The 20,528-nt window shown below is 70.7% G+C and carries 20 protein-coding genes; 8 read left to right on the top strand and 12 right to left on the bottom strand.

Going from position 1 to position 20,528, the window contains the following annotated elements; genetic code table 11:
- Window positions 1–6: 6 nt before the first annotated feature.
- Window positions 7–177 carry a hypothetical protein gene (locus tag B7K23_RS15675; RefSeq protein WP_159451315.1) on the bottom strand — a complete coding sequence of 57 codons (171 nt, stop codon included), beginning with the start codon at window positions 175–177 and terminating at the stop codon, window positions 7–9.
- A 137-nt stretch (window positions 178–314) separates the two neighbouring features.
- On the opposite strand from B7K23_RS15675, the gene B7K23_RS05015 reads away from it, so the two are divergent.
- From B7K23_RS05015 to B7K23_RS05005, 3 genes are read left to right on the top strand one after another with little or no spacing between them, the layout of a single operon-like run.
- Window positions 315–1,037, top strand: a complete 723-nt coding sequence (locus tag B7K23_RS05015; protein ID WP_159451314.1) for a TetR/AcrR family transcriptional regulator — start codon at window positions 315–317, stop codon at window positions 1,035–1,037.
- A complete protein-coding gene (locus B7K23_RS05010; protein ID WP_084125277.1) occupies window positions 1,034–1,765 on the top strand; it encodes an ABC transporter ATP-binding protein in 732 nt (243 codons plus the stop codon). Before B7K23_RS05015 ends, B7K23_RS05010 begins: the two co-directional genes overlap by 4 nt.
- 5 nt (window positions 1,766–1,770) lie before the next feature.
- Complete coding sequence (locus B7K23_RS05005) at window positions 1,771–4,101, top strand: ABC transporter permease (RefSeq protein WP_084126164.1); 2,331 nt, start codon at window positions 1,771–1,773, stop codon at window positions 4,099–4,101.
- Between the two features lie 461 nt (window positions 4,102–4,562).
- On the opposite strand, the gene B7K23_RS05000 is transcribed toward B7K23_RS05005, so the two are convergent.
- The 4 genes from B7K23_RS05000 to B7K23_RS04985 all read right to left on the bottom strand — a co-directional run bounded on the left by B7K23_RS05000 (window position 4,563) and on the right by B7K23_RS04985 (window position 8,876).
- Window positions 4,563–5,855 (bottom strand): adenylosuccinate synthase, encoded by a 1,293-nt coding sequence (locus B7K23_RS05000; RefSeq protein ID WP_084125276.1) that lies wholly within the window; start codon window positions 5,853–5,855, stop codon window positions 4,563–4,565.
- 204 nt (window positions 5,856–6,059) lie between these two features.
- A complete protein-coding gene (fbaA, locus tag B7K23_RS04995; RefSeq protein ID WP_084125275.1) occupies window positions 6,060–7,079 on the bottom strand; it encodes a class II fructose-bisphosphate aldolase in 1,020 nt (339 codons plus the stop codon).
- Window positions 7,080–7,234: 155 nt separating this feature from the next.
- Entirely contained in the window at window positions 7,235–8,560 is a 1,326-nt protein-coding gene (locus B7K23_RS04990) for an RNA polymerase sigma factor (RefSeq protein WP_234996425.1), read from the bottom strand.
- Window positions 8,514–8,876 (bottom strand): YciI family protein, encoded by a 363-nt coding sequence (locus tag B7K23_RS04985; RefSeq protein WP_084126160.1) that lies wholly within the window; start codon window positions 8,874–8,876, stop codon window positions 8,514–8,516. The genes B7K23_RS04990 and B7K23_RS04985 overlap by 47 nt, the downstream gene beginning before the upstream one ends.
- A gap of 162 nt (window positions 8,877–9,038) precedes the next feature.
- Between B7K23_RS04985 and B7K23_RS04980 the strand changes: the two genes are divergently transcribed.
- Genes B7K23_RS04980 through B7K23_RS04960 form a run of 5 tightly spaced genes read left to right on the top strand, consistent with a single transcriptional unit; the run spans window position 9,039 to window position 14,853 of the window.
- The gene (locus B7K23_RS04980; protein ID WP_200809766.1) at window positions 9,039–11,273 is read left to right on the top strand and encodes a response regulator; all 2,235 of its coding nucleotides are present in this window, start codon (window positions 9,039–9,041) and stop codon (window positions 11,271–11,273) included.
- Window positions 11,270–12,889: an ATP-binding protein gene (locus tag B7K23_RS04975; RefSeq protein WP_143338094.1), complete on the top strand. Its 1,620-nt coding sequence runs from the start codon at window positions 11,270–11,272 to the stop codon at window positions 12,887–12,889. Before B7K23_RS04980 ends, B7K23_RS04975 begins: the two co-directional genes overlap by 4 nt.
- Window positions 12,886–13,248, top strand: a complete 363-nt coding sequence (locus B7K23_RS04970) for a response regulator (RefSeq protein WP_084125272.1) — start codon at window positions 12,886–12,888, stop codon at window positions 13,246–13,248. The genes B7K23_RS04975 and B7K23_RS04970 overlap by 4 nt, the downstream gene beginning before the upstream one ends.
- Complete coding sequence (locus tag B7K23_RS04965; protein WP_084125271.1) at window positions 13,245–13,550, top strand: Hpt domain-containing protein; 306 nt, start codon at window positions 13,245–13,247, stop codon at window positions 13,548–13,550. The genes B7K23_RS04970 and B7K23_RS04965 overlap by 4 nt, the downstream gene beginning before the upstream one ends.
- 55 nt (window positions 13,551–13,605) lie before the next feature.
- The gene (locus B7K23_RS04960; protein WP_084125270.1) at window positions 13,606–14,853 is read left to right on the top strand and encodes an acyltransferase; all 1,248 of its coding nucleotides are present in this window, start codon (window positions 13,606–13,608) and stop codon (window positions 14,851–14,853) included.
- Window positions 14,854–14,879: 26 nt separating this feature from the next.
- Here the strand turns inward: B7K23_RS04960 and B7K23_RS15430 are convergent, their stop codons facing one another.
- From B7K23_RS15430 to B7K23_RS04930, 7 genes are all read right to left on the bottom strand, one after another.
- Window positions 14,880–15,599: a TrmH family RNA methyltransferase gene (locus B7K23_RS15430; RefSeq protein WP_143338093.1), complete on the bottom strand. Its 720-nt coding sequence runs from the start codon at window positions 15,597–15,599 to the stop codon at window positions 14,880–14,882.
- 14 nt (window positions 15,600–15,613) lie between these two features.
- Window positions 15,614–16,309: a DUF2786 domain-containing protein gene (locus tag B7K23_RS15425; RefSeq protein ID WP_143338092.1), complete on the bottom strand. Its 696-nt coding sequence runs from the start codon at window positions 16,307–16,309 to the stop codon at window positions 15,614–15,616.
- Window positions 16,310–16,397: 88 nt separating this feature from the next.
- A complete protein-coding gene (purT, locus tag B7K23_RS04950) occupies window positions 16,398–17,597 on the bottom strand; it encodes a formate-dependent phosphoribosylglycinamide formyltransferase (protein WP_084125269.1) in 1,200 nt (399 codons plus the stop codon).
- A 54-nt stretch (window positions 17,598–17,651) separates the two neighbouring features.
- Window positions 17,652–18,293 carry a hypothetical protein gene (locus B7K23_RS04945; RefSeq protein WP_084125268.1) on the bottom strand — a complete coding sequence of 214 codons (642 nt, stop codon included), beginning with the start codon at window positions 18,291–18,293 and terminating at the stop codon, window positions 17,652–17,654.
- A 43-nt stretch (window positions 18,294–18,336) separates the two neighbouring features.
- The gene (locus B7K23_RS04940; protein WP_084125267.1) at window positions 18,337–19,020 is read right to left on the bottom strand and encodes a hypothetical protein; all 684 of its coding nucleotides are present in this window, start codon (window positions 19,018–19,020) and stop codon (window positions 18,337–18,339) included.
- A 228-nt stretch (window positions 19,021–19,248) separates the two neighbouring features.
- Window positions 19,249–19,638: an SHOCT domain-containing protein gene (locus tag B7K23_RS04935; protein ID WP_084125266.1), complete on the bottom strand. Its 390-nt coding sequence runs from the start codon at window positions 19,636–19,638 to the stop codon at window positions 19,249–19,251.
- Between the two features lie 170 nt (window positions 19,639–19,808).
- On the bottom strand, window positions 19,809–20,441 hold the full coding sequence (locus tag B7K23_RS04930; protein ID WP_143338091.1) for a hypothetical protein: 633 nt from the start codon (window positions 20,439–20,441) through the stop codon (window positions 19,809–19,811).
- Window positions 20,442–20,528 lie beyond the last annotated feature (87 nt).

Below are 20,528 nucleotides of genomic sequence, written 5' to 3'. Positions count from 1 at the left end.
GCGAGTCTACCGACGGCTCTCCCACCACCGCCGCCGCAGGACCGCGATCACGGTCCAGGCCAGCGCGAAGGTGAGCACCCACATCACGGAGCTGCGGAAGAAGAACGCCCAGATGACGCCGACGATCAGGCCCTCGAGCAGCGAGTACCGCACATGCATCGCCATCCGCCTGTCCATGGGTCTCCCTCGCCGCGTCCGCGCGGCTCCCTGCCGACCCGCGGTCGCCCCATCCTCGCACGGGCCTGCGCCGCCTGAACCCGGTTTCCCGGCTGCCCCTCTTGCTGACTGAACGTTCGTTCAGTATGGTCGACGGTATGGGAAGCATGGATCAGTCGACACCGTCCGAGGCCACCACCGCACGGGACCAGATCCGCGCGTGCGCCCTCGAGCTGTTCGCCGAGCGCGGGGTCGCGGGCACGAGCGTGCGCGACATCGCCGCATGCGCGGGCACCTCGCCCGCGAACGTCCTCCACCACTACGGCTCCAAGGAGGGCCTGCGCGACGCGATCGATGAGGAGGTGGCGCGCATGTTCGACGTCGCCGCCTCCTCGCCCCCCGCGGAGCTCGCCGACGCCCTCGCCGCGGACCAGGGCTCCGGCAGCTTCGCGGAGCTGCTGCTCTCCGTCGTCCCTCCCGACTCCCCCGTCCCCACGTACGTGAGGCGCCTGCTCCTGGACGGGGGCGACGCGGGCCGCCGGCTCTTCCGCGGATGGTTCCAGGCGGCCAGGACGATGCAGGACGGGCTGGTCGCGGCGGGCGTCGCCAGGGAGGCGGCCGACCCGGACGCCCGCGCGGCGTTCCTGATCGTCAACGACCTCGCGATGATCCTGCTGCGCGAGCACATCGCCGACGCGATCGGCACCGACCCCCTCAGCCCCGAGGGCGCCGCGCGCTGGACCGCCGACGCGCTCGACGTCTACCACCACGGCGCGTTCCATCTGCCGACCAAGACGGCCGAGGCCCCTGAGACCTCGCCGACCACCGCATCGTCCCTGTCCCCCCACGACCTCACCCAGCCACACAAGGAGCGCGCATGAGCACCGACACCACCGTCGCGACCGACCGCGGCGTCCGCGTCACCGGCCTCACCAAGGTCTTCGGGGAGGGCGACAACGCCGTCCACGCCCTCAAGGGAATCGACCTCGACATCCCGTCGGGCGAGCTCGTCGTGATCCTCGGACCATCGGGCTCGGGCAAGACGACCCTGTGCAACATCATCGGCGGCATCGAGCCGTCCACCGACGGCAAGGTCGAGGTCGCGGGAGCGGACATCAGCGACGTCGCACCTGCCAAGCTGTCGGACTTCCGCCGGGACCACGTCGGCTTCATCTTCCAGTTCTTCAACCTCATCCCCACGCTCACCGCGCGAGAGAACGTCGAGGTGATCATGGAGATGACCGGCCGCGGCGACAAGGCGCGGGCTCCCGAGGTGCTCGAGGCCGTCGGCCTCGGCGACCGGATGGACAACTTCCCGGCGCAGCTGTCGGGCGGCCAGCAGCAGCGCGTGGCCGTGGCGCGCGCCCTCGCGACCGACCCCGACATCCTGTTCGCGGACGAGCCGACCGGCGCCCTCGACCTGCCCACGGGGCAGCAGATCCTCGGCCTGCTCCAGGACCTTCACCGTCAGGGCAGGACGATCATCATCGTCACCCACAACGTCTCGGTCGCCCAGATCGCGGATCGCGTCATCACGCTCGTCGACGGCCAGATCGCGTCGAGCGAACGCAATGAGAACCCCGCCGACGCCGCCGACGTGACCTGGTGATCGCCATGCAGGCACGCACCAAGAAGTCCTATCGGGACCTGTGGCGGCAGCGCACGCAGGTCATCGCGGTCGGCATCACGATCGCTCTCGGCGTCATGCTCTACGTGGCGACCGCGGGCGCGTTCCAGAACCTCACCGTGTCCTACGAGCAGACCTACGACCGCCTCGCGTTCGCGGACCTCACCGCGCTCGGCGGCGACTCCGAGGCCGTGGCGCAGGCCGCGCTCGACGCCGGCGCGGAGGAGGCGATCACCCGCACGCAGGTGGACCCGCCCATGCTCATCGGCGACACCAAGCTGCTCGGCCGGGTCGTCGGCCTCCCGTCCGACGAACGCGCGGCCGTCGACGACGTCGGGGTGCTCGAGGGGGACTACCTCGACTCGGGCGCGACCGACGAGGTGCTCGTCGAGCGGCACGCCGCCGACACCTTCGACATCGCGGTGGGCGACACGCTCCAGGTCTACTCGGCTGCGGGCTGGCAGGACGTGACGGTCCAGGGGATCGTCGAGTCCGCGGAGTACCTGTGGCCCGCGCGCAGCCGGCAGGACGCCCTTTCCGACCCGCACTCGTTCGCGGTCCTCTACGCCGACGAGGACGCTGTCCAGACGTGGTCCGGCACCGGGCCGAACCAGGTGCAGGTGCTGCTTCCCGACGACTTCAGCGACGCGCTCGAGGCCGACGTGACCGCCGCGATGACCTCCGCAGGGGCGACCTCGGTGACCACGCAGCTCGAGCAGGCGTCGCACGCAACCCTCAACGAGGACCTCCAGGGATTCGACGAGATGTCGAAGGCCTTCCCCGCGCTGTTCCTCATCGCCGCGGGCGTCGCGGCGTGGGTGCTCCTCACGCGCCGCATCCTGCAGGAGCGCCCGGTCATCGGGACCATGATGGCCGCCGGTGCACGGCGCGGCCGGGTCCTCCGCCACTACCTGGGTCAGGGCCTGATCATCGGGCTCGCGGGCGCGGTCGTCGGAGCGGCGCTCGGCGCCCTCGCGAACGGCGCGATCACGTCCGCCTACACGGGGGCGCTCGGGATCCCCGATACCGTCGTGGAGACCCACCCGTGGATGATCGCGCTGGGTCTCGTGTTCGGCGCGGTGGTCGGCATGCTCGGCGCGCTCGGTCCGGCCGTCGTCGCGTCCCGCACGTCCCCGACGCAGGCCATGCGGCCCGTCGCCGACGCCTCGCCGCCCGGGCCGTGGAGCCGCTTCGTGGCCCGCAGGCAGGGGCTGCCGGTCGGCCTGCGCATGGCGCTTCGCGACGTCGTCCGCTCCAAGCGGCGCACGTTCGCCACGATGCTCGGCACGGTGCTCGCGCTCGTGCTCGTGATGGCCTCCGCCGGGATGATGGTCTCGATCGTCGACGCGATCCGGACCCAGTTCGACGATGTGGTGCTGTCGGACGCGGCCGTCGTGGCCCAGACCGGCACGGGGATGCAGGCCACGCTCGAGGGCACCGATGGCGTCGACGTCGTGGAGGCCACCGTCAGCGGGTCCGCCACCGTGATCAGCGACGACGGCAGCTACGCGACGAGCCTCACCGGCTACGAGACCGACACGATCATGCACGGCTTCCTCGACTCGTCCGGCGACGAGGTGGCGCTGCCGTCGGACGGGATCCTCGTGGGGCACGCAATGCAGGACCTCCTGGACGTCTCCGTGGGCGACACCGTCACGCTGTCGACCGACGCGGGAGAGACGCAGGCCGTGATCGAGGGATTCGTGGACGAGCCCATGGGCACCTCCGTGTACGCATCGCTCGAGACCGCGACGGACGCGCTGGGGTCGTCCTCGGTCGAGCAGTTCGCGATCACGCTCGATGACGGGGTGGACCGCGACGCGATGCGGGACACGATCACCGGGCTCGACGGCGTGGTCGCCTACCAGGACCAGCGGGCGATCCTCAGCTCGGTCGAGCAGTACCTGGGCCTGTTCTGGGCGTTCATCGGGGTCATGGTGCTGCTGGGAGCCGTGCTCGCGCTCGCCGTGATGTACGTGACGATGGCCGTGAACGTCGTGGAGCGCACCGGAGAGCTCGCGACCCTGCGCGCGGCGGGAGTGCCCCTGCGGCGGGTGGCCGGGGCGATCGCGACGGAGAACATGCTGGCGACCGTGCTCGCGATCCCCTTCGGGCTGGTGCTCGGGGTGATCGCGGCCGACGGCTTCCTGCAGACCTTCAACGACGACATCTTCTCGCTGTCCATCCACTGGCCGTGGTGGTCGCTGCCGGCGGCGGCACTCGGCGTGGTGCTCGCGGCGCTCGTGTCGCAGTGGCCCGCGTCGCGGCAGATCGCTCGGGTCGACATCGCCAAGGTGGTGAGGGAGCGGGCGGCGTAGCCGCGCGACCGCGGGTGGTGGCTGGCTCTGGGGGCGGTTGGCTCCGGCGGCGGCGCGCGGGGCGACCGGCGAGCCGATCGCGGCATGACGGCGGGTGGTGGCTGACCCCTGGCGGGCGTCCGCTGGCGTACCTCGAAGTCCCCCCAGACCGAGCGAGGCGTGAATCGCGAGCCGGACACCCACCGGGGGCCCCTCAGCGCGCGGCGGCCGATGGCAAGCCACCGCGGGTGCTGCACGCTGTCGCGCACCAGTCAACGATAAAGCCGGAGCCTTTCCTCCGCAAGAGGGTGTGTGCGGACTCGCGGCGGGCGCCGACGGCGCGGGGGCTCGGTAGGCGTGCTCACGCCGTGCGCGCTGGCAGTACATGAGTGCCGAGATCGGCCCCGAAACCAGCACTCATGTACTGCCAGGACGCATGCGCGCCCGCCAGACGACCCGCGCAGCCCAGCGCCGACCCCGCTTCAGCGCGTGTGGATCAGGTCGTGACGCGCGACGATCTCGTCGCGCGCAGGGCCCACGCCGATCGCCGAGATGCGGCAGCCCGAGATCTTCTCGAGCGCGAGCACGTAGTCGCGGGCGTTCGCCGGAAGCTCCTCGAAGGTCCGCGCCTTGGAGATGTCCTCGGTCCAGCCGGGGAAGGTCTCGAAGATCGGCGTCGCCTTCGCGAACAGCGCCTGGTCCTGAGGGAGCTCGTCGTAGCGGACGCCGTCGATCTCGTACGCGACGCACACCGGGATCTCCTCGATGCCCGTGAGGACGTCGAGCTTGGTGAGCACCAGGTCGGTCAGGCCGTTGATGCGCGAGGCGTAGCGGCAGATCACCGCGTCGTACCAGCCGCAGCGGCGCGGGCGGCCCGTGGTGGTGCCGAACTCGTGGCCGACGTCGCGCAGGCGGTCGCCCCACTTGTCGTGCAGCTCGGTCGGGAACGGCCCCTCGCCCACGCGCGTGGTGTACGCCTTGACGATGCCGATGACGGAGTCGATCGCGGTCGGCCCGACGCCCGAGCCGGTGCACGCACCGCCCGCGGTCGCGTTCGACGACGTGACGAACGGGTACGTGCCGTGGTCCACGTCGAGCATCGTCGCCTGGCCGCCCTCGAACAGGACGTTCTTGCCCTCAGCGAGTGCGCTCGCGAGCACGAGCCCGGTGTCGGCGACCATCGGCGCGATCTCGTCGCGGTAGCCGAGCAGCTCGTCGGCCACCTCGTCGACCGTGATCGCGCGGCGGTTGTAGACCTTCACGAGCATGTGGTTCTTGGGGGCGAGCGCGCCCTCGATCTTGTCGCGCAGCAGCTCCTCGTCGAAGAGGTCGCCGACTCGGATGCCGAGGCGGTTGATCTTGTCCGCATACGCGGGGCCGATGCCGCGACCGGTCGTGCCGATCTTCTTCTTGCCGAGGAAGCGCTCGGTGACGTTGTCGAGCGTGCGCGCGTAGGGCGTGATGAGGTGCGCCGCGTTGGAGATCAGCAGCTTCGACGTGTCGACGCCGCGCTCCTGGAGCGCGTGGAGCTCGCCGAACAGCACGCGGAGGTCGATCACGACGCCGTTGCCGATGACCGGGGTGACACCTGGCGTGAGGATGCCCGACGGCAGCAGGTGAAGCGCGAACTTCTGGTCCCCGACGACGACCGTGTGGCCGGCGTTGTTGCCGCCGTTGAACTTCACGACGTAGTCGACGCGCGAACCGAGCAGGTCGGTCGCCTTTCCCTTGCCCTCGTCGCCCCACTGGGCTCCGACGATCACCACACCAGGCACGGTGCTGCTCCCCTCACCCCGGTGCTTCGCCGGGGGCTTGGTCGATTGTTGGGACGATTGCGCCCCGATTCATAAGGTTATCCGGCCCGGACGATGCGCGGTTCACCGCGCGCCGCGCGGTCACCGATCGCTCGGACCAGCCCCGAACGTGGCTGAGCCCCCGGGGTCGAGGACCGCGGGGGCTCAGCGAACGGATTCAGATCGTCAGATCTTCTTGCCGGCCGAGCCGAGCTGCTGGCAGGCCTCGACGACGCGGGCGGCCATGCCCGCCTCGGCGAGCTTGCCCCAGGCGCGCGGGTCGTAGGCCTTCTTGTTGCCCCACTCGCCGTCGACCTTGAGGACGCCGTCGTAGTTCTTCATCATGTGGTCGACGACCGGACGCGTGTACGCGTACTGCGTGTCGGTGTCGATGTTCATCTTGATCACACCGTGCGAGACAGCGGTCGCGATCTCCTCGGCGGTCGAGCCGGAGCCACCGTGGAACACGAGGTCGAACGGCTTCTCCTTGCCGAACTTCTCGGCAGCGGCGGACTGGATGTCGCCGAGGATCTCCGGGCGCAGCTTGACGGCACCGGGCTTGTACGCGCCGTGCACGTTGCCGAACGTCATGGCCGTCAGGTAGCGGCCCTTCTCGCCCAGGCCCAGCTTCTCGATGGTCTTGATGCCGTCCTCGGGGGTCGAGTACAGCTTGTCGTTGACCTCGGCCGAGTGGCCGTCCTCCTCGCCACCGACGACGCCGATCTCGATCTCGAGGATCGTGTCGGCGGCCTGCGACATCTCGAGGAGCTCCTCGGCGATGAGCAGGTTCTCGTCCATCGGCACGGACGAGCCGTCCCACATGTGCGAGTTGAAGATCGGGCCCTTGCCGGCGGCGATCGACTCGGCCTCGAGCTTGAGGATCGGCTTCAGCCACTCGTCGAGGTAGACCTTGTGGCAGTGGTCGGTGTGGAGCGCGATGGTGACGCCGTACTTCTCGGCCACGACGCGGGCGTAGGCCGCGAGCGCGAGCGAACCGACGACAGCGTCCTTGATGGTCGAGCCGGAGGCGTACTGACCGCCACCGACGGAGACCTGGATGATGCCGTCGGACTCGGCCTCCGCGAAGCCCTGGATGGCTGCGGTGACGGACGAGGACGAGGTGATGTTGATCGCGGGGAATGCGTAGCCGCCGGCCTTGGCGGCGTCCAGCATCGCGGCGTAGGACTCAGTGGTGGCGATAGCCATGGGTTGCTCCTGAGATTGTGCGGATGGAACCGCTTGTCATTCTTGCAGAGATCAGGACGATGCGCGGTCGGGCTTTGGTCCTGCGGTGGCGCTGGCGTTCGCGCAGGTACGGAACGACTGGCGGCGGCCACCGCATCGCGGCCCGACGGCGCGTGTCACGAGGCCGGGGAGGCACCCTCTCCGGTCGCCCGCCGCCGCGCGTAGTCCGCCTCGGCGGGATTGACCGCCAGCTCCGCCGCTCGCGTCCAGGCCACCCTCGCGGCGTGCGCGTCGCCGGAGCGCTCGAGCATGTCGGCGCGCGCGGCGTGCCACAGGTGGAACGTGTCGAGGCCGTCGATCCCGTCGATCTCGGCGAGCGCCTCAGCCGGCCCCCGCACCTCGGCGAGCGCGACGGCGCGGGACAGTCTCGCGACCGGTCCTGGCGTCATCGCGAGAAGCGTGTCGTAGTAGCGCACGATGCGCTCCCAGTCCGGGGCCTCGCGTGTGTGCTCGGCGGCGATGAGCGCCTGGACCTGCCACGGCCCGGGCCGGCGCATCGCGAGCGCCCTGCCGAGCACCACGAAGCCCTGGGCGACGAGTCCCCGGTCCCATAGCGCCCTGTCCTGGTCGCGAAGCCTCACGAGCGCGCCTCGCGAGTCGACCCTCGCCGCCTCGCGTGACCTGTGGAACAGCTCGAGCGCGAGCAGCGCCGCGAGCTCGGGCGAGTCCGGCAGCGCCTCGACCGCAGCTCTCGTGAGCGCGATCGCGCGGTCCGCGACCTCGACGCGCGTCAGCGTCCCCGCATCGGCGGAGTGCGCCACGTAGCCCTCGTTGAAGATCAGCCCCAGCACGGTCGCGAGGATCGACGCGCGCTCGTCCAGGTCGGCGGGGACGACGAGCGGGATGCGGGCCGCGCGGATCTTCCGCTTCGCCCGGACGATGCGCTGCTGCACGGTCGCCTCGGGCAGGAGGAAGGAGGCCGCGATCTCGCGGGTCGTGAGGCCGCCCGCGAGACGGAGCATGAGCACGACCTGGGTCTCCCGCGACAGCGCGGGGTGACAGCACAGGAGGAGCAGGCGCAGCTGCTCGTCGCCCACCTCCTCGTACTCCGCCAGGAGCTCGTCGGCGGGCTCCTCGTCGGGCGCCTCGTCACGCGCCACGCCCGTGGCGAGGACCCGCGCCTGCGCGGCCGTCCTGCGCCCCTCGGCGGCCTCGCGCCGGAGCCGATCGATCCCGGCGTTGCGCGCGACCACGTAGATCCAGCCCGCGGGCTCGTCCGGGACGCCGCGGGAGGACCAGGATCGCGCGGCCCTCGCGTAGGCGTCCTGGAGGCAGTCGTCGGCAGCATCCAGGTCGTGCAGGCGGTCGGCGAGGAGGGCGAGCAGGCGCCCGCCCTCCTCGCGAGCGACGCGCGTGAGCGCCGCGCCGACAGGGTCCGAGGACAGCGTCGACGCCCTAGGCGGGCATGTCGGTCGGGAAGATCGGTCGCACCTCGACCGCACCTTCGCCCACGGGCAGGCCGCGCGCCCATTCGAGCGCCTCGTCGAGGGTGTCGACGTCGATCTCGTAGTAGCCGCCGAGGTGCTCCTTGAGCTCCGCGAACGGGCCATCGACGAGCGACGTGGTCCCGTCGCCAGCATGGCGGACGGTGGTCGCGGTCTCGGCGCCCTGGAGCGCCTCGCCGCCGCGAAGGACCCCCGCCTCGGCGAGGTCCTGGGTGTACTGCGTCCACGCGGCCATGTACTCGTCGAACTCGGGATCTCCCGGCTCGGGCGACGGCAGCGTGGGGTCGGATGCGATGAGAAGCAGGTACTTCATGGCGATGTCCTTCGCGTCGGTGAGCTCGGGTCCCTCCCGAGTCTCACCCTGACGACGCAGCGGACGCAACGGATCGACACGAAGTGCCGAGAACTTCTCACATCGGCGCACGGCGGACCGATCGGGAAGCGAGGTCCAGTCCCAGGAACCAGGAGGATGCACGTGGAGAGCTCGCGCATCCTTGTGGTCGACGACGACGAGATGATCCGTGCCCTGGTCTCCGCCGTGCTGGATGCCGAGGGCGCCGACGTCATCGAGGCGTCGTCCGGCCCCGAGGCCCTGGACATCCTCTCGGTCGAGGTCCCCGACCTCGTGATCAGCGACGTGATGATGCCCGAGATGAACGGCTTCCAGCTCATCACGAAGCTGCGCAGCCAGACGGATCTCCAGTCGGTCCCCGTGCTGTTCCTGACCTCGCGCATGGACCCGGGCGACGCCACCACCGGCCTGCGGCTCGGAGCCAACGAGTACCTCCGCAAGCCGTTCACCGTCGACGACCTCGTCGCGCAGGTGAGCCGGCACCTCGAGGCTCCCGCCGAGACCGTCGAGGACGCCGAGCAGCGCACGATGCCCGCAGGCGACGCGCTGGTCGACGCCCTCGATCTGCTTCGCGCGACCGACGGCCGCATCTCGATCGCCCGCATCGCCTTCGCGGAGCGCCTCATGGTGCAGGCGCGCTTCGGGCCGGACGGCTGGGACGACATCCAGGAGCAGGTCGCGGGCCTCGCGCGGACCAGGCTCGGCCAGCACACAGTGGCCGGCACGGACGGCGGCGACCTCGTCGTCGCGACCTACGACTTCACCGACAGGACCGTCGCCGCCGCGCTCACCTCGCTCGCGAAGGACATCTCCGACGCGCGCCTCGCGGTGCGCGGCGAGTCGGTGCGCCTCACGCCGAGCATCGGCTTCACGGACGCGCAGCGCGGCGACTCCCTGGAGACCGCCATCAGGCGGACCGCGACCGCTGCGGAGGCCGCGGCCACGCAGCTCGACCTCGCGCCGGTGCGCTGGGGCGCCGAGCTGACCGAGGAGAACGCCCTCGCGCCGTCACGGTTCGCACGTCTCCGCGCGCGCCTCACGACTCCGCTTCAGATCGCGCTCACCTTCGCGCTCGGTATCGTCGGCCCCTTCCTCATCTACCAGGCGCTCTACCGCCTGGGGTGGGACATCACCGCTCCCCTGTACGTGACGATCGTGCTGTCGCTGGCCATCACGGGCGCCCTCATCTGGGCCGAGGGCCTCTACGCGCTCGACCCCGTCCGGCCGCCCAAGGAGCCCGGATCGCCGCCCCCGACGGCGACCGCGATCATCGCCGCCTACCTCCCGAACGAGTCGGCCACGATCCTCGACACCGTCGAGTCGTTCCTGCGCGTCGACTACCCCGACCTGCAGGTGATCCTCGCGTACAACACCCCGCGCGGCCTCCTGATCGAGCAGACGCTGCGCCGGCTCGCCGAGCGCGACCCCCGCTTCCTGCCGCTGCGCGTCGAGGGATCGACCTCCAAGGCCCAGAACGTCAACGCCGCGCTCCGACACACGCGCGGAGAGTTCGTCGGCATGTTCGACGCCGACCACCACCCGCAGCCCGACGCGTTCACCCGCGCGTGGCGATGGCTCTCGAACGGCTACGACGTCGTCCAGGGCCACTGCGTGATCCGCAACGGCGGCATCAGCCGCACCGCGCGCACGGTCGCGGTCGAGTTCGAGGCCATCTACGCCGTCAGCCACCCCGGCAGGGCACAGCTGCACGGCTTCGGGATCTTCGGCGGCGCGAACGGCTACTGGCGCACCGAGGTGCTGCGCCGCACGCGCATGCGCGGCGTGATGCTCACCGAGGACATCGACTCGAGCATGCGCGTCATCGAGGACGGCGGCCGCATCGCCAACGACCCGGGCCTCATCTCGCGTGAGCTCGCGCCCACCACGTGGAGCCACCTGTGGAACCAGCGCATGCGCTGGGCGCAGGGATGGTTCCAGGTGTCGAAGCGGCACCTGCGACGCGCGTGGCGCTCCCGCACCCTCACGCTCCAGCAGAAGGCCGGTATGACGTTCCTGCTCGGCTGGCGCGAGGTCTACCCGTGGGTCAGCCTCCAGATGTACCCGCTCATCGCGTTCATGGCGTGGCGTGACGGCGGGCTCGACAGCCTCGACTGGTTCATCGCGATCTTCGTGCTCTCCACGCTGTTCACGACGACGGTCGGCCCGGCGCAGACGCTGTTCGCGTGGCGGCTCGCGGTACCCGAGATCCGGCGTCACCGCGGGTGGTTCTGGATGTACCTCCTCTTCGCGTCCCTGTTCTACACCGAGTGGAAGAACATCATCGCGCGCGTCGCGCAGGTCAAGGAGATGGTCGGCGACCGGCAGTGGAAGGTGACACCGAGGATGTCGGGACGATGAGCGACGGATCGAGGATCGCGGGCGTGTGGCGCGCGCTGGCCGAGTCGCCTCAGGGAGTGCGCCGCGCCCGCAGGGACATGCTGTCCACGGCGATGGGCACTCCCGTGTTCGACTCGATGGCCGCCACCGCGCAGCGGCTGCTCGGCGCCGACGGCGCCGCCGTAGTCCTGCGCTCCGAGGACCACCTCCTCGTGATCGGGTCCGCGGGACTCGACAGGAACCCCGCGGCGCATCCGACGGGGCTGCTGTCGGAGACCCTCGTGGGCACCGCCCCGCTCGCGGTCGCCGACACCGAGGCGGCGGGCCTCGCCGCCGGGGCGATCCAGTCCTTCCTGGGAGTGCCGTTCGATCTGGGCGACCGCGTTCGCGGCGCCAAGGGAGCGCTCGCCGTCATGTCGGGCGCACCGCGCGAGTGGACGGACGACGAGGTCAGCGTCCTGACGGACCTCGCCCAGTGGCCCGAGGCAGAGCTCCGAAGGATCGACGTCTCGGCTCGCCTGGACGTGGCCGAGACCGCGCTGGCGAGCGCCGAGCAGGTCTTCCACGCGATGGCCGAGGGCGTCATCGGCCTCGACAGCGACGGCACGATCGCGCTCGTGAACGCGTCCGCCGCCCGCATGCTCGGGTGGAAGGGCTCCGAGCTGATCGGCCGCGAGCTGCACGCGCTCGCCCACTATCAGCGCGAGGACGGCACGGCGTATCCGCACGCCCAGTGCGCGGTGCTCGCGACGCTCGAGGACGGCGCCTCGCGGACCACGCAGCGGGAGACGTTCTGGCGCCGCGACGGCTCGCCCCTCCACGTCGACCTGTCAGTCGGCGCGCTCACGGACACCGGCGGCGCACACGCCGCGATCCTCGTCTTCGACGACGTCTCCGAGCGCCTGGACCTCGAGAGGCTCAAGGACGACTTCGTGTCGATGGTCAGCCACGAGCTGCGGACACCGCTTGCGGCCGTGCATGGCTCGCTCGAGCTGCTCGAGGACCTCGGTGGCGACCCGGAGACGGGCGCGCAGATGCTCGGCGTCGCGCAGCGCAACACGGTGCGCCTCATGGGGCTCGTCGACGACATCCTCGACCTCGAGCGGGCCGCGACCGGACGCCTCCAGATCACCAGGGCCGAGCTGAGCGTCCACGAGGCGATGGCCGAGGCGGCGGACGCGGTCTCCGGGCTCGCCGACGCTGGCTCCGTCTCCGTGACGGTGGCGCCCACCCAGGCACGATGCTGGGGAGACGCGCGCCGCATCGTCCAGGTCCTCACGAATCTCGCGAGCAACGCGGTGCGGTTCTCCGACGAGGGCGGCACCGTCGCGCTCGCGGCCCACGTCGACGAAGAGGGCCTCAGGATCGACGTCGTCGACACGGGCGTCGGCATCTCGGAGGCCGCGCAGACGCACATCTTCGACCGCTTCTGGCAGGCGCCCGGCAGCGCGCCCCGCGGCAAGCGCGGCTCGGGACTCGGGCTCGCGATCGCGCAGTCGATGGCGCGCGCGCACGGCGGCTCGATCACCGTGGAAAGCACGCTCGGCGAGGGAAGCACGTTCTCGCTGCGCCTCCCGATGCGCTCGGGCCAGAGCAACGTGCCCGTCGACCGTCGCGCCCAGGAGGTGAAGGCATGACCAGGACGATCCTCGTGGTCGACGACGAGCCGGACCTGCGCGCGATCGCGCGCGTCGCGCTCGAGACCATCGGCGGGCTGCGGATGATCGAGGCCGTCGACGGGGACGACGCGCTCGCCGCGGCCGGAGCCGAGACGCCCGACGCGATCCTGCTCGACCACCTCATGCCCGGCGACGACGGGCTCACGGTCGCCGCGAGGCTGCGGGCGCTGCCCTCGCTCGCGCGCACGCCGATCCTCATGATGAGCGCCTCCCCCACGCCGCCCGTCTCGGACGACGTGGACGGCTTCGTCCCGAAGCCCTTCGCGCCGCGCACCCTCGCGGCGCAGGTGGCGACCGCCGCGGGGTGGGACGCATGAGCGCGCAGGACCCGTCGGCGATCATCGCCGCGCTGTGGGAGAGGTTCAGGCCGACCGTGGCCGAGCGCCTCGCGACCCTCGAGGAGGGGCTCGCGGCGATCCGCGCGGGCGCGTCCGGCTCCGATCAGGCAATCCGCGACGCGCACCGCGCCGCCCACAACCTCGCGGGAGCGCTGGGCTCGTACGAGCGACCCGAGGGCAGCGTCGTCGCCCGCACCCTGATGGCCGAGCTCGGCGCGCCCCGCCCCGGCGCGGACACCGTCGAGGCGCTCATCGAGAAGGTGAGGGAGCACTGTGTCTAGGAACAGCACTGTGTCTAATAACAGCACCGTGTCTGAAACAACGGCCGCGTCTGAGATGAGCACCGCGTCTGGGACAAGCACCGCGTCTGACCTCGTCACCGCGGAGGCGCCCCGCACCCTGACGCCCGCCGACGACCCCGCGCGCACCGTCGGGGCCCGGTTCGCCGGGCTCGAGGGCTACCGCGGCGTCGCCGCCCTCCTCATCGTGATCTACCACGTGTTCCAGCAGATCGACGCGCAGAGCCCGGGGTCGCTCGGGGGCGACGCCGACTGGGGATACCGCATCCTGCACGGCCTCGACGGCTTCGTGAGCCTGTTCTTCGTGCTGTCGGCCTTCCTGCTCTACCTGCCGTACGTGCGGGGACTGTCGGGCGAAGGCGACATGCCGAGCGCCCGCTCCTTCCTCGTGAGGCGCGCGTCCCGCATCGTCCCCCTGTACGTGATCGCGATCCTCGTGGTCTGGTCCTCGCGCAACTGGGGGCTGCTCGACGCGAACTGGTGGGACCTGCTCGAGCACCTCACGTTCACCCAGGTGTACGACGACGGGCAGATCTTCTACACGATCGGGCCCGCGTGGTCGCTCGCGATCGAGGTCCAGTTCTACGTGCTTCTCGCCATCCTCGGGCTCGCGTTCGCGGCTCTCGCACCCCGCCTGTCCCGCGGCGCCGGGCTCGCGGTCGCGACGCTCACGCCGCTGCTGCTGCTCGCCGGCAGCGTCGCGTACAAGCTCGACGCGTGGCTCGTGCAGGGCACCGCGGGGGACGACTGGAGCGTGTGGTTCGGCCTGCCCGCGAAGCTCGACGAGTTCGCGCTCGGCATGCTGCTCGCCGTCGTGGTCGCGAGCGGGGCACGCCGCCTGCCGCGGGCCGCGACGCTGGGGCTCCGGATCGTCGGGCTCGGGGTGCTCGTGGCCGCCCTCGCGCTGCGACCGACGGGCGACGCACTTCACGCGTGGTTCCACACGGCCACTGCCTTCGGCTTCGTGGCCATCCTGGCCGCGAGCGTGCTCGGCGAGGAGGACCGCTGGTCCCGCGCGCTGAACACCAAGGTGCTCGTGGTGCTCGGCCTCGTGAGCTACAGCCTGTACCTGTGGCACGAGCCGCTGATCCTGTTGCTCGACGGGCACGGGCTGCTCCCCGGCACGAGCGGGTGGGGCGGCCTCGCGATGGACCTCGCGATCGTGCTGCCGATCAGCATCGGGGTCGCGTGGTTCAGCTACCACCTCATCGAGAAGCCGGGCAACGCCATCCGCGGGCTGATCGACCGGCGCGGGCGGGCGCGGGACTACTACGACGGCGAGTAACCCGCGTCGAGACCCGTGAGCGGCCCTCAGCCCTGATGTCCCGCGGCGACGTCGCCGTGCTGACGCACCCACGCGTGCATCGCGATGGCGGCGGCCGCACCCGCGTTGATGGACCTGGTCGATCCGTACTGCGCGATCGCGAGCGTCGCCTGCGCGACCTCGCGGAGCTCGTCCGTCAGCCCCACCGACTCCTGGCCGAAGACCAGCACGCACTCGCGCGGCAGCTCATACGTCTCGAGCGGCACCGAGCCGGGGAGGTTGTCGATCCCGATCACAGGCAGGGACGATGCGGCGGCCCAGGTCGCCAGGTTCGCGGCGGTGGGGTGGTGCCTCACGTGCTGGTAGCGGTCGGTGACCATCGCACCGCGGCGGTTCCAGCGTCGCCTGCCGACGATGTGGACCTCCTGCGCGAGGAACGCGTTGGCGGTGCGCACGACGGACCCGATGTTGAGGTCGTGCTGCCAGTTCTCGATCGCCACGTGGAACGGATGCCGGCGCGTGTCGAGGTCCGCGACGATCGCCTCGTGCCGCCAGTAGCGGTAGCGGTCGACCACGTTGCGGCGGTCGCCGCCCGCGAGCAGCTCGGGGTCGCAACGGTCGTCGTCGGGAAGCTCCCCCTCCCACGGGCCGACGCCGTGCGCGGGCGCTTCGTCGGATCCGGGCGCTTCTACGACGCCGGGCGCCTCGTCGGACCCCCGCGCGGGGTCACCGCCGCTCGGCCCCGCCTCATCTCGCTGCTGCTTCACTCGTCCGAGCGTAGTCACGCACCGAGCGCGCGCGGCGCGGCCGGATCCACCTTCCTGCCGAGCGAGATGTCGGCCCTGCGACCCGCGGCATCTCCCTCGCTCCACCCCTCCCACGAGGTGAGCACGCGGCGACGCACCGTGCGAAGGTTCGGGAACATCTCCTCGTACGCGAGCTCGACCTGCCTCGCTCGATCGACGAGCACCATCTCCGAGCCTGTGCCCTCCGACTGGGCCTCGCGCAGCGCACCCGCGTAGAAGTCCGTCAAGCGCTCGGTGACCGTCGCCGTGTACGAGGACGCGAACGCCTTCCTCCGAGACTGCGAGCCGCCGTAGGCCTCCATCTCCACGCGCATCGCGGGCAGCAGCGACTCCACGAGCGCGGCAACGATCGTGAGGTCGGAGGCGAACCCGACCGAGATGACGCGACGGTCGCCGTGGATCACGCTCTTGCAGGAGAACACCCTGGCGATCGAGCACACGAGGATGACCTGATCCTTGAGGTAGGTGCCCGACAGGTCGAAGTCCCGCGTGGTGGGCCGCACCGCCTCGTCGGCGGGCATCCGCACCCCGGCCTCGTCGATCGCGAGGCGGACCATCAGCTTCTCGGCGCGCTCCCGCGCGAGCGCGCGTTCCTCGGGATACGGCGATCCGCCGTCCGCGATCGCCAGCAGCGTCCTGACCCGGTCGAGCAGCTGTGCGTGAGTCGCCATGTGGCCCCCTGAAGAATCGGTGTCGGGACCAGGCTCGCATCGGCGTGTGACAGTCGGGCCCGCCGTCCCTCTGACCTGGGGAAAGCGCCTACTCGACCAGGTCGATGTGGAGAGCTGCTGCGGCCGCCTTCGCGCGCAGGCGTGCGTGCTTGACGTCGTCGCCTCGTGCGACCGTGACGGCGACCCTGCGTCGGCCGTCGACCCGCGGCTTGCCGAACAGGCGCAGGTCGGCGCCGCCGACCGCGAGCGCCTTGTCGACGCCTGAGAAGACCGGCACGCCGCTGCCCTCCGCGAGGACCGCGCACGAGGCCGAGGCTCCGCGCAGCGGCTGCGCCGCCACGGGCAGGCCGAGGATCGCGCGCGCGTGCAGCGCGAACTCGGACAGGTCCTGCGAGGCGAGCGTCACGAGGCCCGTGTCGTGCGGGCGCGGCGATACCTCGGAGAACAGCACCCGATCGCCCTTCACGAACAGCTCGACGCCGAACACTCCCCAGCCGCCGAGCGACTCGGTCACGGCGCCCGCGATCCGCTCCGCCTCGGCGAGGGCCGCGTCGGACATCGCCTGCGGCTGCCACGACTCCCGGTAGTCGCCGTCCTGCTGAACGTGCCCGACCGGGGACAGGAACGTCGTCCCTCCCACGTGTCGGACCGTGAGCAGCGTGATCTCGTAGTCGAAGCCCACGAAGCCCTCGACGATCACCCGCTCCCCTCCCGCGCGACCGCCCTCGACGGCGTAGGCCCACGCATCGTCCACGTCCTCGGGGGACCTGACGACCGACTGGCCCTTGCCGGACGACGACATCACCGGCTTGACGACGCACGGAGTCCCGAGGCGCTCGACGGCCGCCCCGAAGTCCTCCCTGGAAGAGACGAACTCGTACGGCGACGTGGGCAGGCCCAGCTCCTCGGCGGCGAGGCGACGGATGCCCTCGCGGTCCATCGTGAGCCTGGTGGCGCGGGCGGTCGGGACGATGCGGGTGTCTCCTTCGGCCTCGACCTCCAGGAGGACGTCGGTCGCGATCGCCTCGATCTCGGGGATCACGAGGCGCGGGCGCTCGGCGGCGATGACGGCGCGCAGCGCGTCCGCGTCGAGCATGTCGATGACGTGGCTGCGGTGAGCGACGTGCATGGCCGGGGCGCCGTCGTAGCGGTCGACCGCGATCACCTCGACGCCGAGCCGCGTCAGCTCGATCGCGACCTCCTTGCCGAGCTCGCCGGAGCCCAGGAGCATCGCGCGGGTCGCGGTCGGGGTGAGCGGGGTGCCGAGGGTGACTGCATCGTCTGTCATGGCCACCATCGTGCCAGCCCCGCGCCCACGCGCGCCCCGTCACCCACACCGCGGTCAGCGATCGAGCGAGTAGTCCTCGAAGACGAAGCGCGGCACAGCATCTCGCACGGCGACCAGAGCATCGAGAAGCAGATCCAGATCCGCCAGCTCCATGACGCGCTGCTGCGCGACCACCAGCGACCGGCCCTCGACGAAGACGACGCAGCCGCTCAGCCGCGGCGCGAGCATGGCATCGATCATGGTGGGCGCCAGCACCGCATGCGCATATGCCCGTTCACGGGTCGCCACCCGCCAACGGCGATTGAACTCGTCGGACTCGACGTCCACGTCTCCGAGCCCCCCGCCGCCCAGCATCCGGAACAGAGCAGCGTCCGGCATGAACGCGAGCATCGGAAGCGCTGTGGGGAGGTCGATCCATGTGACCTGCCACCGCCGCGTCGTCGAATCCTCACCGCGGCCCACCGTGTACCTGTACTGGAAGGTCCTGAAGTTCAGCCCGTCGCGCGAGCCGACCACGAGGTCGAGCGCTTCCTTGTTCGAGCCCTGTCCGAACGGGAGGACGTGAAATCGGTCGATGAACGAGTCGTCCGCCTCGGTGTAGAGGTAGCCGTGCGCCGCGGCGTAGGCCCTCAGCTCGGCACAGCGGCGCTTCTCCGCGACGGCGGCCCAGGCGAACAGCCCGAGGCAGCCGGCCACGAAGAGAGCGACGACGACGTAGATGATGCCCCCTCAGGTCGCCTCAGCGACCCGTCGCATAGTCGGTGAACACGAACGACGGCACCGCGTCGCGCACGGCCGACAGCGCGTCGAGGACTTCATCCAGGTCGGACAGGTCCGACCTTCCCTTGTCGACGGCCACGAGCGCGTCGCCCTCGACGAACACGATGCGGTCCTCGAGGACCGGGGCGAGCATGCCTCCGATCACGGTGGGCGCGAGCACCGCGTGCGCGAAGGCGGTGTCGGCCGCGACCACGCGCCAGCGCTGGTTGAAGTCGTGCGACTCGACGTCGACGTCGCGCAGGCCCAGCCCACCAAGCGCGCGCAGGAACGCGTTGTCGGGGCTGAAGGCGAGCGACGGCAGCGCGGACGGGAGCTCGATCCACGTGGCCTGCCACGTGTGCGTGTCGGTGGTGTGCTGCCCGTCGTGCGTGGTGCGAGGCGTCTCGAAGACGTACCGGTATGTCGTGAACCTCAGGCCGTCGCGCTCGCCGAACACGACGTCGTAGGCGCGACGCCGCGTGCCGTCGCCGAAGGGGCGGGTGTGAAAACGGTCGGCGAGCTCGCGGTCCTCCGCGACATACGAGTAGCCGCGCTTGGTCGCGTAGGCCTTGAGCGCGTCCTTGCGGCGCTTGTCGAACCACGCATAGGCGATGGCTCCGAGCACCAGCAGAGACACGGCGACGACGATGAAAAGGTTGTCCATTGCTCTCCCCCAGCAAGTCTTCCCGGCACGCGGTGCACGTTCCGGACCCGTAGGACCCTAGCGGAGCCCCCGCGATGGTGCCAGGGACGATGCGGGGGCGGGGTGTAGGCGGGCGCTCAGGGCGGATCGGGGGCCGGGAGCAGACGTCCCCGGTCCGGCGCGGCAGGGCCCAGGGAACGACGAAGGCCGGCCCCGCGCCTGCGGGACCGGCCTTCGTTTCGAGTCGGGTCAGGCGAGCGCCTTGGCCTTGATGGCCTCGTACTCCTCGGCGCTGATGGCGCCCGAGTCGAGCAGCTCCTTGGCCGCCTTGATCTCCGAGGCCGCGCCGGCCTCGGTCATGAGGCCCTTGGTGTACTCGACCTGCGCGGCGCGCATCTGCTCCGCCGCGGCCACGTCGCGCGCGGACATCGACTTGCCGCGCACGAGCACGTACACAAGCGCGCCGAGCACCGGCAGGATGATGACGAACAGCGCCCAGATGAACTTGGAGAAGCCCCCCAGCTCCTGGTCGCGGAAGATGTCCATGATGATGCGGAACACCAGGAAGATGAATGCGACCCACACCATGATCCAGAGTGTGAACAGCAGAATTGAGACGAAGTCGCTGAAGAAGTCCATGATCTGCTCCTCGCAGAGTCCGGGCCGGCACCTGACGCCGACCACACCTCGAATCTAGTCCCACAACGAGCGGCCCGCCACACGATCACTCCTGCAAAGACTGCCTTTGCAGATCTGCGACCAACGGTCGCTTCAGCCGCGCCTCGACAGCGTCCGAGTCGGTCCTCGGATCAGCGGGCGTCCCGGACTCGAGGCAAGGCACCGCCACCGAAAGCTGCCGGGATGCCGTCGATCACGTCGATCAATGCATCGACAACGCGCGGCGCCGAACTCAGGTCCTCACCGACCTCCAGCACGAACGTGTTGCCGCCAAGCATCAGCACGCCGTCACGCAGCTCGGGAGCCATCAGCCGTTCGACGGCCGTCGGCGAGAGGATCGCGTGCAGCTCCCGGCGACGGCGGCTGAAGACCCTCCACCGTTGGTTGAACTCGCCGTACTCGGTCTCCACGACATTGCCCCTCCCCGCGACGACCGCATTCCACGGAGTCGCGTAGGCGAGCGTCGCCTCGGGAAGCCGGATCGGCGACCACACCGCCACGACAAGCACCTCGCGGTAGACCTCGCTCCTCACCTTGCGGACCGTCGTGTACGCCGCCCATCGTCGGCCGCGCCAGTCGCCGCGCCCCAACGGACGCATGAAGCCAAGGAAGACCGAGCCGTCGAACGGGTTCACCAGGCGCATCCGCTTCGCGAAGAACCGGTCGAGCCCCTCGCCTCGCAGGATGATGTCGGCGTACCGGAGCGTCCGGTTCGCATCCCACCCCCGCGCGACGAAGAACAGGACCAGTCCCGCGACTGGCATGCCAAAGAAGAGGAGCGGCATCGCCGCCAAGGCCAGCATCGTCAGGATCAATCCTGCGACGGACAACCCATGCACGTCGATCAACTC

This window comes from Demequina sp. NBRC 110054 (genome assembly GCF_002090115.1).
Lineage (GTDB): Bacteria > Actinomycetota > Actinomycetes > Actinomycetales > Demequinaceae > Demequina.
Note: the sequence above shows the minus strand (reverse complement) of the source record. Positions and strands in the feature narration are given on the sequence as shown.

What these genes read in the sequence shown, in the direction of transcription:
- B7K23_RS05010 (WP_084125277.1), top strand. Translation starts at nt 1,034, where the DNA reads ATGAGCACCGACACCACCGTCGCGACCGACCGCGGCGTCCGCGTCACC.
- B7K23_RS04985 (WP_084126160.1), bottom strand. Translation starts at nt 8,876, where the DNA reads ATGAAGTACCTGCTTCTCATCGCATCCGACCCCACGCTGCCGTCGCCC.
- B7K23_RS04970 (WP_084125272.1), top strand. Translation starts at nt 12,886, where the DNA reads ATGACCAGGACGATCCTCGTGGTCGACGACGAGCCGGACCTGCGCGCG.
- B7K23_RS15425 (WP_143338092.1), bottom strand. Translation starts at nt 16,309, where the DNA reads ATGGCGACTCACGCACAGCTGCTCGACCGGGTCAGGACGCTGCTGGCG.
- fbaA (WP_084125275.1), bottom strand. Translation starts at nt 7,079, where the DNA reads ATGGCTATCGCCACCACTGAGTCCTACGCCGCGATGCTGGACGCCGCC.
- B7K23_RS04960 (WP_084125270.1), top strand. Translation starts at nt 13,606, where the DNA reads ATGAGCACCGCGTCTGGGACAAGCACCGCGTCTGACCTCGTCACCGCG.
- purT (WP_084125269.1), bottom strand. Translation starts at nt 17,597, where the DNA reads ATGACAGACGATGCAGTCACCCTCGGCACCCCGCTCACCCCGACCGCG.
- B7K23_RS15675 (WP_159451315.1), bottom strand. Translation starts at nt 177, where the DNA reads ATGGACAGGCGGATGGCGATGCATGTGCGGTACTCGCTGCTCGAGGGC.
- B7K23_RS04965 (WP_084125271.1), top strand. Translation starts at nt 13,245, where the DNA reads ATGAGCGCGCAGGACCCGTCGGCGATCATCGCCGCGCTGTGGGAGAGG.
- B7K23_RS04975 (WP_143338094.1), top strand. Translation starts at nt 11,270, where the DNA reads ATGAGCGACGGATCGAGGATCGCGGGCGTGTGGCGCGCGCTGGCCGAG.
- B7K23_RS04940 (WP_084125267.1), bottom strand. Translation starts at nt 19,020, where the DNA reads ATGGACAACCTTTTCATCGTCGTCGCCGTGTCTCTGCTGGTGCTCGGA.
- B7K23_RS04930 (WP_143338091.1), bottom strand. Translation starts at nt 20,441, where the DNA reads ATGCCAGTCGCGGGACTGGTCCTGTTCTTCGTCGCGCGGGGGTGGGAT.
- B7K23_RS04935 (WP_084125266.1), bottom strand. Translation starts at nt 19,638, where the DNA reads ATGGACTTCTTCAGCGACTTCGTCTCAATTCTGCTGTTCACACTCTGG.
- B7K23_RS05015 (WP_159451314.1), top strand. Translation starts at nt 315, where the DNA reads ATGGGAAGCATGGATCAGTCGACACCGTCCGAGGCCACCACCGCACGG.
- B7K23_RS05005 (WP_084126164.1), top strand. Translation starts at nt 1,771, where the DNA reads ATGCAGGCACGCACCAAGAAGTCCTATCGGGACCTGTGGCGGCAGCGC.